The following is a 16,188-nucleotide window of genomic DNA, read 5'->3' on the forward strand; positions in this document are numbered from 1 at the left end:
ACGACGGGCGACCGCCGGTCAGAACAACAGGGACGAGAGCCGCGTGCGCGCGCTGATCACGCGCGGGTCATCGGCGCCGATAAGGCCGAACAGCTCGACCAGGCGCTCGCGCACCGCCGTCCGCTCGTCCGATCCCAGCGCGGCGAAAAGATCGAGCAGACGCGCGAACGCGTCCTCGACGTGGCCACCGGCGATGTCGAGGTCGGCGACCGCGAACTGGGCGTCGACGTCCTGTGGCGCTGCTGCCGCTGCTGCGCGCGCCTCCTGGAGATCGAGCGCCTGCACACGGTCGAGCAGTCGAACCTGTCCGAGGCCGGCGCGCGCATCCTCGTCGCGCGGATTCTCCGCGAGCGCCTTCTCGTAGGCCCGGATCGCCGTCGCGTAGTCGCCGTTCTCGATCGCCGCATACGCCTCGGCGTGCAGCGGAGGCAGCGGTGGCTCCTCCGCTGGCGCCTCGGGCTGCTCGTCACTCGTGGACAGCGAGCCGGTGACGCCGTTCTGCGCAGCGAGCTGCAGGAGCTGGTCGAACACCTGGCGGACCTGCTCTTCCGGCACGGCGCCGTTGAACATCGGAACCGGCTGACCGGCCACCAGGGCGACGACCATCGGAATCGACTGCGCTCGGAACCCCTGTGCGAGCTGCGGGTTCGCGTCGACGTCCACCTTGGCGAGCACGACCCGGCCGGCGAGCTCCTGCGTGAGCTTCTCGAGGATCGGACTCAACTGCTTGCACGGTCCGCACCACTCGGCCCACAGGTCGACGACCACCGGCACGGTACGCGACAGCTCGAGGATCTCGCCGAAGGTCTCGTCCGTCACGTCCCGGATCAGCGCGCCGTCCGCCGTGATGGCCCCACCGGCGGCAGAGCCCTCGGTCTGACCAGCCGGTGCCGCCGGGCGGTTGCGCAGGGCGGACAGATCGACGGCGCCGCGCAGGGCGGCAGGAGAGATGTCGGTCATTTGATCACTTCCACGTTGAGAACGTCCTGGTGGACCGCAAGCAGTCGGACCTGCTCCCCCGAGACCTGGGTCGGTACCGAGAAGAACAGTTGCATGCTGTACGTCGTCTTCACACCCTTGGCCGACTGATCGACGCCCGTGAGCGCCTTCGCCACCGGATCCTCGCCGAACTTGATGACGGCATCGGACGAGGTCGGGGTGATGGTCTCGCTGTCGAGCACGGAGACCGAGACGATCGCACCGCTGTCCAGAGTGGCCATCGACACCGGCACATCCGTGGTGGGATCCATGCCGAACTCGGCCTTCGAGGTCTCCGACGCCTTCTTCTCGGCGAGGCTGTCGACGACGGACTGCCGGCTCGCCTGGATGGTCGCGGCCAACTCGTGCGTTCCGTTATCGAACAGGTCGTACGAGGCGCTCTTGTCACCGCCATCCACCACGTCGGAGAACGCGGTGGCGAGCTCGTTCGGAGCGATCGCGAGGAACGTCGTGTCCGGCGGAACCAGCGTCGTGCCTGCCCATGCGGGTGCGAGTGCGGGCAGTTCGACGGACGCCTGCATCTCGGCCAGGTAGGAGATCTTGTAGTTCGACCAGGGGTCCTGCTGACTCATGGTGAAGATCACGGGGGCGACGGACTCGTCCTCATTGCTCTTCGAGAGCATCAGCACGGTACGGGGCCACGCATCTGTCGCCTGAGGCAACAGGATCTCGACGTCATCGGTGGGGATGACGGCCGGCGCAGGGCGATCCGCGATCGCGCCTCGCAGCGTGTAGTCGGTGCGACGCGCCGTCAGCGCCGCTCCGTCCAAGCGGGTCGCGGCCAGGTCGATGTCGAGCTCGGTATCCGCAGTCGCGACCGTACCGGAGACGCTCTCCAGGATGCGCTTGGCCTGGGCCTCGGTGACCGCCGGCGGCTTCTGGTTCTCCGGAGCGATAACGGTCGGCGTCGGCGAGGGTGTGGCCGTCTCGGTGCCGAACTGCGGCCACGAATCGGCCGAACAGCCGGTGGCCACCACTGCGACCAGCGCCAGCGCTGGAATCGCGAGTCGGCGGCGACGAGTGAGTGCGACCCGCTTCGCTTTGCCCTTGGGATCCGGTGTCTGCTCGGGTTCGGCGTCGGTTCCGGCAGTCGCGTCCTCGTCGGACGGCTTCTGCTCGATCGCTTCCTTCTCGGGGACCTTGTCGATCGCGACATCGATCGGTTCCGTGGCGGGAAGCGGACCTGGACCCTTGCGTCGCGGACCGCGTCCGCGTCGCTGGTGCCGGATGCCGAGGATGTACAGCACGATTCCGATGGCGAGCATCAGACCGCCTGCGGCCATCAGCGGGCCTGCGAGAGGCGTGGAGTTGTCCAGTGGCCAGGACACCACGATGTCATCCGGTGCCGGCTCGGTGCCGTCACGCGCGATGAGCATGCTGGTGCCCTCCGGCAGCTGCGTGTCGGTGATGATCTGATCCTGTTCGCTGAACGAATCCAGCCACAGGTCCGAACCCGCCGGGTTGCGACCTATGGTCGCCGCCGCGTCCTCCGTTGGGGTGGGGGTCGGAGTCGCGGTCGCGTCGGCGGAATCGCCGTCGGCATCCGCCGCGTCCTCCGGTTCGACGACCGTGGTGACGGGTGCACCGTCGTCGTTCAGGGTGATCGAGTTGTACGTGGCGTCCGAGAGCCAGGCCTCCATGTCCGCGGTGCGCCCGAAGGCGGCGAACAGCTCGCCGTCGCCGCGGATGATGAGGCTCTGAAGGCCGGGCTGGGTCCGCAGCACCGCCCCATCGATCAGGGTGTAGGGCTCCGGCTGCGAGGTCTCCAGCACCAGCTCCTCGCTGGAGGGGCCAACGAAGACGGTGCGCTGAGCGATACCCGCACCGATCAGGAGCGTGGCCAGGACGAAGGCCACGACGGCCCATACGAATCGCACGAAAAGTTCTCCTTACGTGATCCGGAAACCGGTGCCGGATCATCGCTCGACATTTCAGACTAGCGAAATCACCTGAGTGTTGTCTCAGGCGGATTGCCACCCGACCGCTCGGCACGTCTTCGCCGCCGCTCGCCATCTGCTGGATACGCTGGCCTCACCCGTTCTACGAGGAGCCGAAATGAAGTTGCACAACCCGTTCCGAACGGCGCTGGTCGCGACGCTCGGCGTCGGTCTCGGTGTCCTGCTCATCGGCAGCGTGCAGACCCTGTCCACCGTGCTGCTCTATCTCGGCACCGCCCTGTTCATCAGTCTCGGCCTGGATCCGCTGATCTCCTGGCTCGAACGGCAGAAGGTCCCCCGCTGGCTCGCCGTGCTCGTCACGATCGTCGCAGTGCTCGGCGTGTTCACGGGCATCGTCCTGATAGTGCTGCCGATCATCATCTCGCAGGTGACGCAGCTCGTCGAACAGATCACGGCGCTCGTGCAGAGCAGCAATGACATCTGGGCCGACCTGCGCACCTGGCTCGGCGGCATCTTCCCCGCATTGGACATCGACCGCGTCCTCACCGAGGCGCAGGACTGGCTGCTGGCGAACGTCGGCAGCATCACCGGCGGCGTGATCAACGCAAGTCTCGGCGTCGTCAACGGACTCTTCGGCGCCTTCATCGTGCTGATCCTGACCATCTACCTCACCGCGTCGACGCCGTCGCTCAAGCGCGCGGTCTACCAGCTCGTCCCGGCGTCCAAGCGGCCCCGCTTCATCGACCTCGCCGACCAGATCACCGACTCCGTCGGCTACTACGTCATGGGTCAGGTCTCGCTCGGCGTGATCAACGGCGTCCTGAGCGCCATCTACCTGTCGATCATCAAGGCGCCGTTCCCCGCCGTCCTCGCGGTCGTCGCCTTCTTCTTCTCGCTCATCCCCCTGGTCGGAACCCTGACCGGTTCGACGATCATCGTGCTGGCGTGCCTGATCCCCGGCCTCGGCTCGCCCGCGACGGCCCTCGCCGCCGGCATCTACTACCTCATCTACATGCAGATCGAGGCGTACGTGATCTCACCGCGAATCATGAGCCGAGCCGTCTCGGTGCCAGGCGCTGTCGTCGTCGTCGCCGCACTCGCCGGCGGCTCGCTGCTCGGCCTGCTCGGCGCGCTCATCGCGATTCCGGTGGCGGCCAGCATCCTGATCATCTACCGTCAGGTCGTCATCCCGCGGATGAACGAACGCTGATCCCGGTCAGGATGCCGGACCCCACACCGTCGGCAGCGGGAGCGCCTGCGGGTTGACCGCGGCGACGATCTCGGTGAGCACGTGCCTGGTCTGGCTCTCCCCCACCCACAGGTGCCTCCCGCCTTCGACGGCGATCAGCACGGCATCCGGAATCGAGGCGAAGCGCTCGCGAGCCTCCGCGGGCCGCAGATAGTCATCGAACTCGGGGATCAGCGCGATCACGCGACGGGGGTCTCCTGCCCAGGCCGCCACTTCCGCGTCGCTCGCGCGGTGCAGCGGCGGCGAAAGCAGGATCGCACCCACGACATCGTGCTCGCGACCGTACTTCAACGCGAGTTCCGTCCCGAACGACCACGCGAGCAGCCACGGCGTCGGCAGGCCGCGCTCCTGCACGAAGTCCATCGCCGCGGCGACGTCGAGGCGCTCGGCCCCGCCACCGTCGAACGCGCCCTGGCTCGTGCCGCGCGGCGACGCGGTGCCACGCGTGTTGAAGCGCAGAACGGCGAGGTCCGCGAGAGCCGGCAGACGCGCGCCCGCTTTGCGGATGATGTGCGAATCCATGGACCCGCCGGCCGTGGGCAGGGGATGCAGCGTCACCAGGGTCGCGACCGGTGGCCGATCCTGCGGCGACGCCATCTCTCCGAACAGGGTCAGCCCGTCCGCGGTGCGCAGTTCGATGTCCTCCCGGTGCGCCGGGAGCTCGAGAGGCCCGCGAATCTCGATGCTCATCCCAGCCGCCAGCAGTGCGCATGCCAGTGCCGTCGCGCGGCGAGATCAGCGGCTTCGCCCAGCACCCCGTCCGCACGCCAGGCGACCAGGTGCGCGAGCCCAGGCGCGATGACCTGCGTGCACCCCGGGCAGACGTATTCCTTCTGCGCCTGCAGCGCTGAAACCGGCTGGACGACCCACTCGCGACCACGACGGATCTCGGTGCGCTTCCAACCGGCGAGAAGGCGATCGAAGGAATCGTCGGTACTCGAGCGCTCCGGGCGCCGCTTACGGGATCGGGGCATGGCGGAGCGGTGTCACCACCAGTGGTTGCTCCGCCAGAAGTTGTACGCGCCTTCCCAGCTGCCGTATCGACCCGTGGCGTAGCCGTTCGCCCAGCGCAGATTGTCGACCGGGTCGAAGCAGTTGCCCGGAACCTTGCTGCACGGCAGAGCCTGCACCAAGCCGCTGGCTCCCGACGAGCGGTTCACCGCGTTCGGGTTCCAGCCGCTCTCCTTCGAGACGATGTAGTCCACGAAGCCCCAGTCGCTCTCGGCGATGCCCGCCGCGGACATCCACTCGGCCGGAGAGCCGCCGCCGGTGTACTGCGGTCGGCTGCCGTTGCCGCTGCCGCTGCCGCCATTCGACCCCGATGACGCAGGCTTCGGGGTGGGTGTCGGCGTCGGCGTGACGTAGACCTCGTAGGTTCCTCGATCGACAGGAGAGAAAGCAGCACCGTCGACCGTCACACGCAGATCCTGCGCGTCGTCAGCCGCCAGGGAGTAGACGGTCGTCTGCGCCTGGGCGGAGTCGGCGGTTTCTGCGAGGGCGAAGCCGGTCGGCGCCACGATCGCCGCGGCGAAGCCGACGACAGCGAGCGCCGCGAACGTGGCGACGACGCCGCGTCGGCGCGACCAACGGGCGCGCGTCGGCACCGCTCGCTTCGCAGTGAAGACGACATCGCCGCGGCCGGGTGCGGGCGCGACGGCGATCTCTTCGGACTCGTGGGGTGAACTCACAATAGCCTCAGTGTAAACCAGAGCCCGCTGAGGAGACCATGAGAACCGTCACCGGACTGCGAGCATGACCTCGATCGTCGCATCCAGCAGAGCGTCGACCTGCTCCTCGCGATAGCCGCCGCGCTGCATGCGGAACGCGGCCGACCGCAGCTGCTCCACCGACAGCTCGTCGCCGTCGCGGAGGTAGCGGACGATGCGACGTGCGACGTGATCGACTTCCTCGGCCCGATAGCCGTAGGTGAGCCAGCCGACGCGCGCGAACTTGTGGAGCTTCGGACGCGCGAGATGGTCCAGGATCACCTGCGCCTCTCCTCTGGCCTGCTCGACCCAGGCGGTCGCGCCCTCCGCACGCACCGCGCGGTCGCGGACACGGGCCGCGAAGGCATCCTCGATGCGCCCGAGAGCGGCATCCACCTCGGCCACCGCGTAGCCGCCGCGAACCATCGGGAAGGACGCCACGCGGACGTCCTCGGCCGACAGCGCATCGTCGTCGCGCTCGAAGCTGGTCTTGGCAGCCGCGAGGAAGGCATCGACCGCGGCCGGGTGATACCCGCGGGTTCGGCCGGTCGTCAGCGTGAACGCCGTCGGCGCCGGCGTGGTCTGCAGATCTGTCACGTCATCCACCGTATCCGACCGTCATCAGAGCGTCGCCCAGGGCGACAGCAGGAAGTACAGGGTGAGCGCCGGGATCGTCGAAGGCAGGATGCTGTCGAGACGGTCGAGCAGTCCCCCGTGTCCGGGCAGCCACGAGCTCATGTCCTTGATGCCGAGGTCGCGCTTGAGCATGGATTCGGCCAGATCGCCCAGCGTCGCGGAGAGCAGCACGGCCGCGCCGAGGATGGCGCCGGCCCACCAGGGCATCTCGAGCAGGTACAGCGCGAGGAGCACGCCGACGCCCGTGGCGGCGAGAACCGCACCGCCGAAGCCCTCCCAGGTCTTCTTCGGGCTGATCCGCGGAGCCATCGGATGCCTGCCGAACGCGAGCCCCGACGCATAGGCGCCGGTGTCGGCGGCGACCGCGATCGCGATGAACGACAGCACCCACCACTGCCCGCCGTCCTGCGACAGCAGGATCAGGGCGATGCTCGCGAGGAACGGAACGTACACCTGGACGAATCCGCTGACCACGACGTCCCCGAGCACTGCTCCGTACGTGCGACCGTCCTGGACCATCATCTGCACGACCAGGCGCCACACGATCACGAACGACACGGACGCGAACAGCGCGACCCAGCACAGCCAGGGCTCTGCGAAGTAGCCGGCCAGCACGAGCGGCGTCCCCGCCACCAGCTGCGGGATGATGTCGATGCGTCGCCCGGCGCCACGCAACGCGAGACCGAGTTCGTAGATGCTCAGCAGCGCGATCGCCAGGACGATCGGAACGAAGAGCCATTTGATGAACAGCAGCGATCCGAGCAGGACGGCACCCGCGGCGAGACCGATGAGGATCGCGACGATCAGGTCCCGACCGGTGCGCTCCTTGATGCGCTCGTTCGCCTGGTCGAGCTGATCCTTCGCGTGCGAGACGTGGTTCTCGAACTCGCCGCGCTTCGCTCGCCATTGCTCGCGGATCGCGTTGTGCTCCCCCGTCGACATGCCGGGCGTCGCCTCGGGAGGCAGCTCCGGCTTCGGCGGAACGACCGTGGCGTCGAACCCGGGGAAGGCGCTGTCGCTCAGCGGCGTCGGTGCCGCGTCGCGTCGCCGCTCGCTGCGCCGGCTGGGCGCATCGTTCGGCGACGTGCCCCCGGAATCGTCAGTCATTCCCGCTCACACCTCGAGCAGTTCGGCCTCTTTGCGCTTCAGCGCCTCGTCGATCAGGTCGACGTGCTGACGCGTCAGGGCGTCCAGATCCTTCTCGCCGCGGGCGATCTCATCCTCGCCCACGTCGCTCTTGAGCGCGTCCAGCTCATCCTTCGCCTTACGACGGATCCCGCGGACATGCACCTTGGCATCCTCGCCCTTGGAACGCACCAGCTTGACGTACTCCTTGCGACGCTCCTCGGTGAGCTCCGGCATCGTCACGCGGACGATGTTGCCGTCGTTCGACGGGTTCGCGCCCAGATTCGGCATGTCGCGGATGGCCTGTTCGATCGCCTTCAACGCCGACTTGTCGTACGGAGTGACGATGAGCGAGCGCGCCTCGGGGTTGGCCAGCGACGCCAGTTGTGCGAGCGGAGTGGGCGAACCGTAGTAGTCGACCATCACCTTCTGGAACAGCTGCGGGTTCGCCCGCCCGGTGCGCACCGTGGCGAAGTCCTCCTTCGCGGCTTCGACCGCCCTGGTCATCCGGGTGGTGGTTTCTGCGAGGACGTCCGCGATCACGGCGACTCCAATCGTCTGGGGTGTTCTGGCAATTCTATCCGGGCGGATGCTCAAGCACCCGTCCACGACGCTCAGGAGGTGACGAGCGTGCCGATGGGATCTCCGAGCAGTGCGCGCGTGATGTTGCCCGAAGGCTCCATCCCGAACACGCGCATGTCCATGTTGTTGTCCATGCACAGGCTGAACGCGGTCGAGTCGACGACCTTGAGCCCGCGCTGCAGCGCCTCGCGGTACGTGACCTGGTCGATGCGCGTCGCGGAAGCATCCTTGTGGGGGTCCGCCGTGTAGATCGCGTCGACGCCGTTCTTGGCGACGAGCACCTCCTGCGCGCCGATCTCCAGCGCACGCTGGGCCGCGACCGTGTCGGTCGAGAAATACGGCAGGCCGGCGCCGGCTCCGAAGATCACGACGCGACCCTTCTCCATGTGCCGCTCGGCGCGTCGCGGAATGTAGGGCTCCGCGACCTGCGTCATGGCGATCGCGGACTGGACGCGCGTCGCCGCACCGGCCTGCTCGAGGAAGTCCTGCAGAGCCAGGGCGTTCATCACGGTCCCGAGCATGCCCATGTAGTCGGCTCGTCCACGGTCCATGCCGCGCTGGCTGAGCTCTGCACCGCGGAAGAAGTTGCCCCCTCCGACGACGACCGCGATCTCGACCTCGTCGACGGCCGCGGCGATCTCGCGGGCGATCTGGCTCACCACGTCGGGGTTGACACCCAGCTGGCCGGCACCGAATGCCTCGCCGGAGAGCTTGAGAAGAACGCGACGGCGTCCGGTTCGTTCAGTCATGGGTGAATCCTCTCGTCCCGCAATCAAGATAGTGCCTTCTGGGCATGAAGAAGGGGTTCGGACCCTCACGGATCCGAACCCCTCTGACGTCGTTACGCGCCGACCTTGAAGCGCGCGAAGTCCGTCACGGTGATGCCGGCGTCCTGCGCGACCTTGGCCACGGACAGCTTGTTGTCCTTGGCGTAGTCCTGCTCGAGCAGTGCGACCTGCTTGATGAACGCGGTCACGCGGCCCTCGACGATCTTCGGCAGCGCGGCCTCCGGCTTGCCCTCGCCGCGGGAGATCTCGGTGACGATCTCGCGCTCCTTCTCGACATCCGCCGCCGGAACGTCCTCGCGGGACAGGTACGACGGGTTCGCGAACGAGATGTGCTGGGCGATGCTGCGCGCGGTCTCGGCGTCGTCACCCGAGTAGGCGACGACGACACCGATCTGCGGCGGCAGGTCCTTGCTGGTGCGGTGCAGGTAGACCTCGAAGTTGTCGCCGGTCAGCGTGCGAACGCGACGCAGTTCGACCTTCTCGCCGATGATCGCTGCCTCATCCGAGATCAACTGGTCGACGGTCTGACCGGCGGCGTCTGCTGCGAGAGCCTCCTCGACCGTGTTCGCCTTGACGGCGGCCACGGCATCGGCGACCTTCTCGGACAGCGCGATGAAGCGGTCGTTCTTGGCGACGAAGTCGGTCTCGCAGGCGAGCTCGACGAGCGTCACGGCGCCGTCCTGCTCGCGGGCGACGACCAGTCCCTCGCTGGTGGAACGGTCAGCGCGCTTGGCGTTGCCCTTCGCACCCTTCAGCCGAAGGATCTCGACGGCCTTCTCGCGGTCGCCATCGGCTTCCTCGAGTGCCTTCTTGGTGTCGACCATTCCCGTGCCGAGCTGCTCACGCAGCGCCTTGATGTCGGCGATGGTGAAGTTGGCCATGTGTGGCGGCTCCTTGCTTCGTGATGTGTGTTTTCGCGGGCGGGTTGGGCCCGAGGGAATTACTTGGCGTCGGCGGCCGCAGCGTCCTCGGCCGGAGCCTCGGTCGCCTCGGCGGCAGCCTCGGTGGTCTCAGCGGCCTCGGCCGGAGCCTCAGCAGCTTCAGCCGTCTCAGCAGCGGCCTCGGCGGGAGCCTCCGTGGTCTCGGCAGCCTCGGCCGGAGCCTCGACGGTCTCGGCTGGGGCCTCGAGGAGCTCGCGCTCCCAGTCGGCCAGCGGCTCAGCGTCGCCGGTCTCGGGGTTGTGCTTCTGCTGCAGGCCCTCGGCCGCGGCATCCGCGATGATGCGGGTGAGCAGCGAGACCGAACGGATCGCGTCGTCGTTGCCGGGGATCGGGTACTGGAAGTCGTCCGGGTCCGCGTTGGTGTCGAGGATGCCGATCACGGGGATGCCCAGCTTCTTGGCCTCGTCGATCGCGAGGTGCTCGCGCTTGGCGTCGACGACCCACAGGGCGGACGGCGTCTTGGCGAGGTTGCGGATGCCGCCGAGCGACTTGTGCAGCTTGTCGAGCTCGCGCTTCTTGAGCAGCAGCTCCTTCTTCGTGAAGCCGGACGCGGCCGGGTTCTCGTAGTCGAGCTCCTCGAGCTCCTTCATGCGGGCGAGACGCTTCGCGATGGTGGAGAAGTTGGTGAGGAGACCGCCGAGCCAGCGCTGGTTCACGAAGGGCTGGCCGACGCGTGTCGCCTGCTCTGCGAGGACTTCCTGAGCCTGCTTCTTGGTGCCGACGAAGAGGATGGTGCCGCCGTGAGCGACGGTCTCCTTGACGAAGTCGTACGCCTTGTCGATGTAGCCCAGCGACTGCTGCAGGTCGATGATGTGGATGCCGCTGCGCTCCGTGAGGATGAAGCGCTTCACCTTCGGGTTCCACCGGCGGGTCTGGTGTCCGAAGTGCACGCCGCTGTCGAGCAGCTGGCGGATGGTGACCACAGCCATGGTCGTCTCCTTGTTCTGGCGCTCTCGCGCCGTTGAGGTTGTTTTCGTCGATCAGTCGATCGTCGAGCCTGGTGCCCGGCGCACACCCGCCCGTTCGTCGAACGGGACCCATGGGAGTGGATGCCGCGACCGAAGTCGCTTTGGGCACGCGTAGTCACCCCGGAATCGAGGTGCATGAGCCAGTGTACCCGATTCGCCTGGTCCACTCGCCCTGCACCGCCCGCCTCGTTCTGCGAGTTCTGCACGGATGGCGGGATGCATCACCCGCGGCCGTCGGCAGCGCGCACGATGGAGGCATGTCCGCACTCCTGCCCCGCTTCCTCCGTTCCGCGGCAGCCGTCGTGCTCGTCCTCGTCGGGCTCGGTGCCGGCGTCGGCCCTGTCCAGGCGGACGAGAACTCCGACGCGGACTGGCTGTGGCCGGTCGCCGGCGGACGACGCGTCGTGGAGCCGTTCATCGCCCCCGCCCACGAATACGCCTCCGGACACCGCGGCATCGACATCGCCGCTGACGCGGGAGGAGAAGTCCGAGCGCCAGCGGCCGGCGTGGTCGCGTTCGTGGGCACCGTGGTCGATCGTCCGCTCCTGACGATCGACCACGGAGGCGGTCTCGTCACGACCTTCGAACCGGTGGCATCGACGCTGCGCGCCGGCGAGGAGGTGTCCACTGGGGACGCGATCGGCACGATCTCGACGGGCGGGCACGCGCCGGCAGGCACACTGCACTTCGGGCTGCGGGTGCACGGCGCCTACGTGGATCCGATGTCGATGTTCGGTCCGGTCGAGCGGGCCGTCCTGCTGCCGTGCTGCGCGCCGCTCTGATGGCGCGGCCGCCTCACGCGCGCGGATGCGCCAGCCGGTAGGTCGCCGTCAGCCGCTCGGCCGAGACGTGTGTGTAGATCTGCGTCGTCCCCAGACTCGCGTGACCGAGGATCTCCTGCACCGCTCGGAGATCCGCTCCGCCGTCCAGCAGGTGCGTCGCGGCGGAGTGGCGCAGTGCGTGCGGTCCGACGTTGTCGGCGCCCACGACAGGTCCGAGCGTGCGCGCCACGAGCGTGTAGACCAGTCGCGGCCCGATCCGCCCGCCGCGCGCGCCCAGGAAGACAGCGGGAGTGGCGGATGCCGCGCGCGCCGCGAGCACCGGTCTGCCTCGTGTCGTCCAGGCCGAGATCGCGTCGCGCGCCGGCCGCCCGTACGGGACGACCCTCTCCTTGGATCCCTTGCCGAGCACGCGTGCCGTGGCGCGGTCCTGGTCGAGATCGTCGATGTCCAGGCCGCACAGCTCCGACACGCGCATGCCGGATGCGTACAGCAGCTCGAGGATCGCGTGGTCGCGGAGATCCGTCGGGTCCCCGGCAGCCGCGAGCGCCCGCTGCGCGTCGAGCAATACCCCCATGCCTTCGCGGGACGCGACCGTCGGAAGGGCGCGGCCGCGTTTCGGGGTCACCAGCCGCAGACTCGGGTCCACGGAGATGAACTCCTCGTCCTTCGCCCAGGCGAAGAACGACCGGGCCGCAGCCGCGCGTCTGGCGAGAGTGCTGCGCGCGTCGCCGCGCTGGGTCGCTTTCCACAGCCAGTCCCTCAACGACTCCAGGTGCACCTGTGCGATGGAGACGTCCCCGACGGACGCCGCGAGGTCGCGCAGGTCGGATCGGTAGGCGCGCACCGTGGCCGGCGACAGCCGACGAACCGTCGCGAGATGCGTCGCGAACGCCTCGGCTGCGGCGGAGAGGTCCATTCTCCTAGGATGGCTCGGTTCCATCGCGGCGCCCCGGTGCCTCGCCGCATCGACCAGGACCGGGCGCGTGGATCAGCGGGTCGCCTGCACCTGCCGCAGCCAGCCGTCGTCCCGCCGCGATGCGACGCCGTCCAATTCCAGCATCCCCAGCAGCCCTCTCACCCGGTCGACAGCCAGCCCGGACCGTCGTGCGACCTCGTGCGGCGGAAGCGCGGTGCGGGTGCTGAGCGCGTCAAGCAGACGGGTGGTGTCCGGATCCATCCGCTCCTCCGCCCTGCCGGCCGGCAGGGCTTCACCCCACAGCTCACGCACCTCGGCAGCCGTCGTGACGCACCGGGCATCGTATTCCCGCAGCAGTCGGTGGCACCCCGCTGACGCCGCGGACGTGACCGGCCCCGGTACGGCCCCGAGTGGACGACCAAGCGAGGCCGCGTGCCCGGCCGTGTTCAGGGAACCGCTGCGCCATCCCGCCTCTACGACGACCGTCGCCTGGCCGAGGGCCGCGATCATGCGGTTCCTGGCGAGGAAGCGCCATTTGCTCGGCGACGTTCCGCACGGCACCTCGGCGACGACCGCGCCGGAGCGCACGATGTGCTCGAAGAGCTGATGGTGCCCGACCGGATACGCGCGGTCGAGTCCGCCCGCGAGGAAGGCGACGGTCTTTCCACCGACGCCGAGTGCGGCGCGATGCGCGGCGCCGTCTATTCCGTACGCGCCGCCGGAGACGATGAGTACGCCTCCGGCGGCGAGATCGCCGGCCAGTTCGGCGGTCACGGACTCTCCGTACGAGCTGGCAGCGCGGGCTCCGATGAGCGCCGCGCTCGGCTGCATCGCCAGGCAGTCCGGATCACCGCGGACCCACAGCAGCACGGGTGCGTGCACACCGAGGTCATCGAGATCCGCCGGCCAGCCCGCTGCCCCGGGCAGCAGCAGTCGAGCGCCGACCTCACAAGCCGCGCCGACGGCGTCTCGGATGCCGTCGATCCGGGCGCGGGGTCGCCAGCGCGCCCGAGCCTGGCGGAGCAGCTTCGACCCACCGGCACCGCCCAGCGCGTCGATCGCGGCGGCCTCCGCACGGGGCCGCCGCACCTGGTCCAGTGCCGCTGCGAGCGCATAGGGAGCACCGAGGGCCGCGATCAGCGCCCCGGCGGTGCCGTCTCCCGGCTCGGCGATCACTGACCAGGCCGCGCGAGCGAGCGTCTCGTCCGCGTCGGCGTCCGGTCGCAGCCGAACGATGCGTTCCCGCAGCCCGGTCTCCCTGCTGAGTTCGTCCATCATGTGATCAGTCCTCTCTTCAGGAACAGGGCTCGGCCGATCTCGTCCCGCCCCGGGCGATCACGGCCGGCGAGGTCGGCGATGGTCCACGCCAGCCGCAGCACGCGGTCGTAGCCGCGCAACGTCAGGACGCCGCGCTCGAGCGCGCGATCCAATGAGGCGCGGTCCTCGGGCGGCAGGCGGTGCCTTCCCTGCCGCAACCAGGTGCCAGGGATCTCGGCGTTCACGCGCCATGGGGTGCCCTGCCACCGTTGCGCGGCGTGCGCACGGGCCTGGGCGACGAGGGAACGGGCGATCTGCGAGGTCAGTGCGGCACGCTCGCCCGCCGTGGCACGAGAGGCGGCGACCCTCGCCACCTGCAGATCGATGTCGATCCGATCCCTGAGCGGGCCGGAGAGCCGACCGGAATAGCGCCGGATCGCGATCGGCGGGCACGTGCACTCCGCCCCACGGACGCCGTAGTTGCCGCACGGGCAGGGGTTCATCGCGAGGATGAGTTGGAAACGGGCGGGAAAGCGCGCGGTGAATCCGGCACGCTGGATGTCGATCGTCCCGGATTCGAGGGGCTGTCGCAGTGAATCCAGCGCCTGCCTGCTGAATTCCGCGGCCTCATCGAGGAACAGCAGACCGCGGTGCGCGCGCACGATGGCGCCGGGACGCGCGATGCGGGAACCACCGCTCACCAGCGCCGTCGGCGAGGCGCTGTGATGCGGTGCCTCGAGCGGCGGCACCCGGTTCAGCGCCACCACGGGCAGCCCAGCCAGGGAGCGGATCGATGCGACCTCGAGCGCCTCCTCGTCGGTGAGCTCGGGGAGGATGCCGGGCATCCGACGCGCGAGCATGGTCTTGCCCGCACCAGGCGGTCCGCTCAGCAGCAGGTGGTGACCACCGGCGGCGGCGGTGAGGAGCGCGTCCACCGCATCTTCCTGGCCGATCACGTCGGAGAGATCGACGGCTTCCGGCTCGTCCTCGGGCACAGCCGACCCCCTGATCGGCTCGACGTCCGGGATCTCGACGTCAGCGCCGTGCCACACCGCGACCTCGGCGAGCGTGGTCGCGGCCCGCACCTCGATGTCCGCGACGAGACGCGCCTCCTCTGCGTTCGCATGGGGCACGACGACATGCTTGAATCCCGCGCGCTGGGCGGCGAACACCGATGGCAGAACGCCGGGAACCGGGCGCAGGCGCCCGTCCAGGCCGAGCTCCCCGATGTGCACTGTGCGGGCGATCGAGGCGGCGTCGAGCGAACCGCTCGTGGCCAGCGCCGACACCGCGACACCGAGATCGAACGCCGACCCCTGCTTCGGAAGACTCGCGGGAGAAAGATTCACCGTCAGCCGCCGCGCCGACAGCTCGAGGCCGGCGTTCTTGCAGGCGTTGTGCACGCGCTGCGTCGCCTCGCCGAGCGATCGATCAGCGAGGCCGATGATGCGGAAGTCAGGCCGCTGATTCGAGAGGTCGGCTTCGACCTCGACCATGTGACCGTCGACGCCGGTGAGCGCGACGGCCCAGGTGCGCACCGCGCTCATCGCAGATCCACCAGGTGCTCCAGCATCCCGCTGCGGGGGTCGGGGCCTATGATCCCGATCGCCTCGAGCCGCACACGCGAGTGCGCGGCACACCCTGGATGCGCTTCGATCCACGCGTGCGCCAGGCGCCAGAGGCGCCGCACCTTGCGATCATCGAGTGCTTCGAAGGGGTGACCGAAGCGCAATGACGTCCGCGTCTTGACCTCGACGACGCACAGTAGACCGGCGCGTGAAGCGACGATGTCGACTTCGCCGGCCGGACAGCGCCAGTTGCGGTCGAGCACGTCGTACCCGCGGTCGGTCAGGTACGCCGCCGCCCGCTGCTCACCGACCCTGCCGAGATCATCCTTCGCTGCCATGCCGACAGCGTGCCTGCACACCGATGCACCGTGCGCGGAGTCGTCCCCCGGGATCTACGGAATCGGTGGGAAGTTCCGCTCAGCGCGCGCGCTGTGCAGAGCGAGTCACTTGCCGTCGAGCGACAATTCCTCAGGGAGCTCGAACTCGCGCCGCTGAAGCTCCTCGACGTTGACGTCCTTGAACGTCAGCACGCGCACGGCCTTCACGAAGCGGTCGGCGCGATAGATGTCCCACACCCAGACGTCGGTCATCGAGATCTCGAAGTAGAAGTCGTGCTCGGTGTCCCGGCGGACGACGTTGACCTCGTTCGCGAGATAGAAGCGACGCTCGGTCTCGACGACGTACTGGAACTGCGAGACGACATCCCGATACTCGCGGAACAGTGCGAGTTCGAGTTCGCGGTCGTAATCGTCGAAGGCTTCCTCATCCATGAT

Annotated in this window: 18 protein-coding genes; 2 read left to right on the forward strand and 16 right to left on the reverse strand. The window is 68.7% G+C overall.

Translation table 11 applies throughout. The annotated features are described in order from the left end of the window. Positions 1-18: 18 nt before the first annotated feature. Both AC3ANJ_RS10440 and AC3ANJ_RS10445 read right to left on the reverse strand, forming a co-directional pair. Positions 19-960, reverse strand: coding sequence for a tetratricopeptide repeat protein (locus AC3ANJ_RS10440; RefSeq protein WP_488316254.1), 942 nt, complete (start codon positions 958-960; stop codon positions 19-21). After that, positions 957-2,876, reverse strand: a complete 1,920-nt coding sequence (locus AC3ANJ_RS10445; protein WP_488316255.1) for a DUF8094 domain-containing protein — start codon at positions 2,874-2,876, stop codon at positions 957-959. Before AC3ANJ_RS10445 ends, AC3ANJ_RS10440 begins: the two co-directional genes overlap by 4 nt. A gap of 178 nt (positions 2,877-3,054) precedes the next feature. On the opposite strand from AC3ANJ_RS10445, the gene AC3ANJ_RS10450 reads away from it, so the two are divergent. After that, positions 3,055-4,107, forward strand: a complete 1,053-nt coding sequence (locus AC3ANJ_RS10450; RefSeq protein WP_406250066.1) for an AI-2E family transporter — start codon at positions 3,055-3,057, stop codon at positions 4,105-4,107. 6 nt (positions 4,108-4,113) lie between these two features. On the opposite strand, the gene AC3ANJ_RS10455 is transcribed toward AC3ANJ_RS10450, so the two are convergent. The 9 genes from AC3ANJ_RS10455 to rpsB form a co-directional block, all read right to left on the reverse strand. After that, positions 4,114-4,836 (reverse strand): alpha/beta hydrolase, encoded by a 723-nt coding sequence (locus AC3ANJ_RS10455; protein WP_488316256.1) that lies wholly within the window; start codon positions 4,834-4,836, stop codon positions 4,114-4,116. Next, a complete protein-coding gene (locus AC3ANJ_RS10460) occupies positions 4,833-5,120 on the reverse strand; it encodes a hypothetical protein (protein WP_488316257.1) in 288 nt (95 codons plus the stop codon). The genes AC3ANJ_RS10455 and AC3ANJ_RS10460 overlap by 4 nt, the downstream gene beginning before the upstream one ends. Before the next feature lie 12 nt (positions 5,121-5,132). Continuing rightward, the gene (locus tag AC3ANJ_RS10465; RefSeq protein ID WP_488316258.1) at positions 5,133-5,834 is read right to left on the reverse strand and encodes an aggregation-promoting factor C-terminal-like domain-containing protein; all 702 of its coding nucleotides are present in this window, start codon (positions 5,832-5,834) and stop codon (positions 5,133-5,135) included. A 48-nt stretch (positions 5,835-5,882) separates the two neighbouring features. Then, positions 5,883-6,449, reverse strand: a complete 567-nt coding sequence (locus AC3ANJ_RS10470; RefSeq protein ID WP_406250058.1) for a DivIVA domain-containing protein — start codon at positions 6,447-6,449, stop codon at positions 5,883-5,885. Between the two features lie 24 nt (positions 6,450-6,473). Beyond that, the gene (locus AC3ANJ_RS10475; protein WP_488316259.1) at positions 6,474-7,595 is read right to left on the reverse strand and encodes a phosphatidate cytidylyltransferase; all 1,122 of its coding nucleotides are present in this window, start codon (positions 7,593-7,595) and stop codon (positions 6,474-6,476) included. A 6-nt stretch (positions 7,596-7,601) separates the two neighbouring features. Next, positions 7,602-8,156, reverse strand: a complete 555-nt coding sequence (gene frr / locus AC3ANJ_RS10480) for a ribosome recycling factor (protein ID WP_264157679.1) — start codon at positions 8,154-8,156, stop codon at positions 7,602-7,604. Between the two features lie 71 nt (positions 8,157-8,227). Then, complete coding sequence (gene pyrH, locus AC3ANJ_RS10485) at positions 8,228-8,944, reverse strand: UMP kinase (RefSeq protein ID WP_406250054.1); 717 nt, start codon at positions 8,942-8,944, stop codon at positions 8,228-8,230. A gap of 92 nt (positions 8,945-9,036) precedes the next feature. After that, positions 9,037-9,864 carry a translation elongation factor Ts gene (gene tsf / locus AC3ANJ_RS10490; RefSeq protein WP_406250052.1) on the reverse strand — a complete coding sequence of 276 codons (828 nt, stop codon included), beginning with the start codon at positions 9,862-9,864 and terminating at the stop codon, positions 9,037-9,039. Between the two features lie 59 nt (positions 9,865-9,923). Beyond that, the gene (gene rpsB, locus AC3ANJ_RS10495; RefSeq protein ID WP_488316260.1) at positions 9,924-10,853 is read right to left on the reverse strand and encodes a 30S ribosomal protein S2; all 930 of its coding nucleotides are present in this window, start codon (positions 10,851-10,853) and stop codon (positions 9,924-9,926) included. A 296-nt stretch (positions 10,854-11,149) separates the two neighbouring features. On the opposite strand from rpsB, the gene AC3ANJ_RS10500 reads away from it, so the two are divergent. After that, positions 11,150-11,674, forward strand: coding sequence for a murein hydrolase activator EnvC family protein (locus tag AC3ANJ_RS10500; protein ID WP_488316261.1), 525 nt, complete (start codon positions 11,150-11,152; stop codon positions 11,672-11,674). A 13-nt stretch (positions 11,675-11,687) separates the two neighbouring features. Here AC3ANJ_RS10500 and AC3ANJ_RS10505 read toward each other — a convergent pair whose 3' ends face one another. The 5 genes from AC3ANJ_RS10505 to AC3ANJ_RS10525 form a co-directional block, all read right to left on the reverse strand. After that, positions 11,688-12,590: a tyrosine-type recombinase/integrase gene (locus AC3ANJ_RS10505; protein ID WP_488316262.1), complete on the reverse strand. Its 903-nt coding sequence runs from the start codon at positions 12,588-12,590 to the stop codon at positions 11,688-11,690. A 72-nt stretch (positions 12,591-12,662) separates the two neighbouring features. Continuing rightward, positions 12,663-13,868, reverse strand: coding sequence for a DNA-processing protein DprA (dprA, locus tag AC3ANJ_RS10510; RefSeq protein WP_488316263.1), 1,206 nt, complete (start codon positions 13,866-13,868; stop codon positions 12,663-12,665). After that, positions 13,865-15,394, reverse strand: coding sequence for a YifB family Mg chelatase-like AAA ATPase (locus tag AC3ANJ_RS10515; RefSeq protein WP_488316264.1), 1,530 nt, complete (start codon positions 15,392-15,394; stop codon positions 13,865-13,867). The genes dprA and AC3ANJ_RS10515 overlap by 4 nt, the downstream gene beginning before the upstream one ends. Further along, complete coding sequence (locus AC3ANJ_RS10520; RefSeq protein WP_488316265.1) at positions 15,391-15,753, reverse strand: YraN family protein; 363 nt, start codon at positions 15,751-15,753, stop codon at positions 15,391-15,393. Before AC3ANJ_RS10520 ends, AC3ANJ_RS10515 begins: the two co-directional genes overlap by 4 nt. A gap of 105 nt (positions 15,754-15,858) precedes the next feature. Continuing rightward, on the reverse strand, positions 15,859-16,185 hold the full coding sequence (locus AC3ANJ_RS10525; protein ID WP_264157670.1) for a DUF2469 domain-containing protein: 327 nt from the start codon (positions 16,183-16,185) through the stop codon (positions 15,859-15,861). Positions 16,186-16,188: the final 3 nt, after the last annotated feature.

The sequence above is a fragment of the Microbacterium sp. STRO-1N genome (genome assembly GCF_057748015.1).

Excerpts from the sequence above, each read along its gene's own strand:
- AC3ANJ_RS10440 (WP_488316254.1), bottom strand. The coding sequence starts at position 960 with ATGACCGACATCTCTCCTGCCGCCCTGCGCGGCGCCGTCGATCTGTCC.
- AC3ANJ_RS10450 (WP_406250066.1), top strand. The coding sequence starts at position 3,055 with ATGAAGTTGCACAACCCGTTCCGAACGGCGCTGGTCGCGACGCTCGGC.
- AC3ANJ_RS10455 (WP_488316256.1), bottom strand. The coding sequence starts at position 4,836 with ATGAGCATCGAGATTCGCGGGCCTCTCGAGCTCCCGGCGCACCGGGAG.
- AC3ANJ_RS10460 (WP_488316257.1), bottom strand. The coding sequence starts at position 5,120 with ATGCCCCGATCCCGTAAGCGGCGCCCGGAGCGCTCGAGTACCGACGAT.
- AC3ANJ_RS10475 (WP_488316259.1), bottom strand. The coding sequence starts at position 7,595 with ATGACTGACGATTCCGGGGGCACGTCGCCGAACGATGCGCCCAGCCGG.
- pyrH (WP_406250054.1), bottom strand. The coding sequence starts at position 8,944 with ATGACTGAACGAACCGGACGCCGTCGCGTTCTTCTCAAGCTCTCCGGC.
- tsf (WP_406250052.1), bottom strand. The coding sequence starts at position 9,864 with ATGGCCAACTTCACCATCGCCGACATCAAGGCGCTGCGTGAGCAGCTC.
- rpsB (WP_488316260.1), bottom strand. The coding sequence starts at position 10,853 with ATGGCTGTGGTCACCATCCGCCAGCTGCTCGACAGCGGCGTGCACTTC.
- AC3ANJ_RS10500 (WP_488316261.1), top strand. The coding sequence starts at position 11,150 with ATGTCCGCACTCCTGCCCCGCTTCCTCCGTTCCGCGGCAGCCGTCGTG.
- AC3ANJ_RS10505 (WP_488316262.1), bottom strand. The coding sequence starts at position 12,590 with ATGGACCTCTCCGCCGCAGCCGAGGCGTTCGCGACGCATCTCGCGACG.
- dprA (WP_488316263.1), bottom strand. The coding sequence starts at position 13,868 with ATGATGGACGAACTCAGCAGGGAGACCGGGCTGCGGGAACGCATCGTT.
- AC3ANJ_RS10515 (WP_488316264.1), bottom strand. The coding sequence starts at position 15,394 with ATGAGCGCGGTGCGCACCTGGGCCGTCGCGCTCACCGGCGTCGACGGT.
- AC3ANJ_RS10520 (WP_488316265.1), bottom strand. The coding sequence starts at position 15,753 with ATGGCAGCGAAGGATGATCTCGGCAGGGTCGGTGAGCAGCGGGCGGCG.
- AC3ANJ_RS10525 (WP_264157670.1), bottom strand. The coding sequence starts at position 16,185 with ATGGATGAGGAAGCCTTCGACGATTACGACCGCGAACTCGAACTCGCA.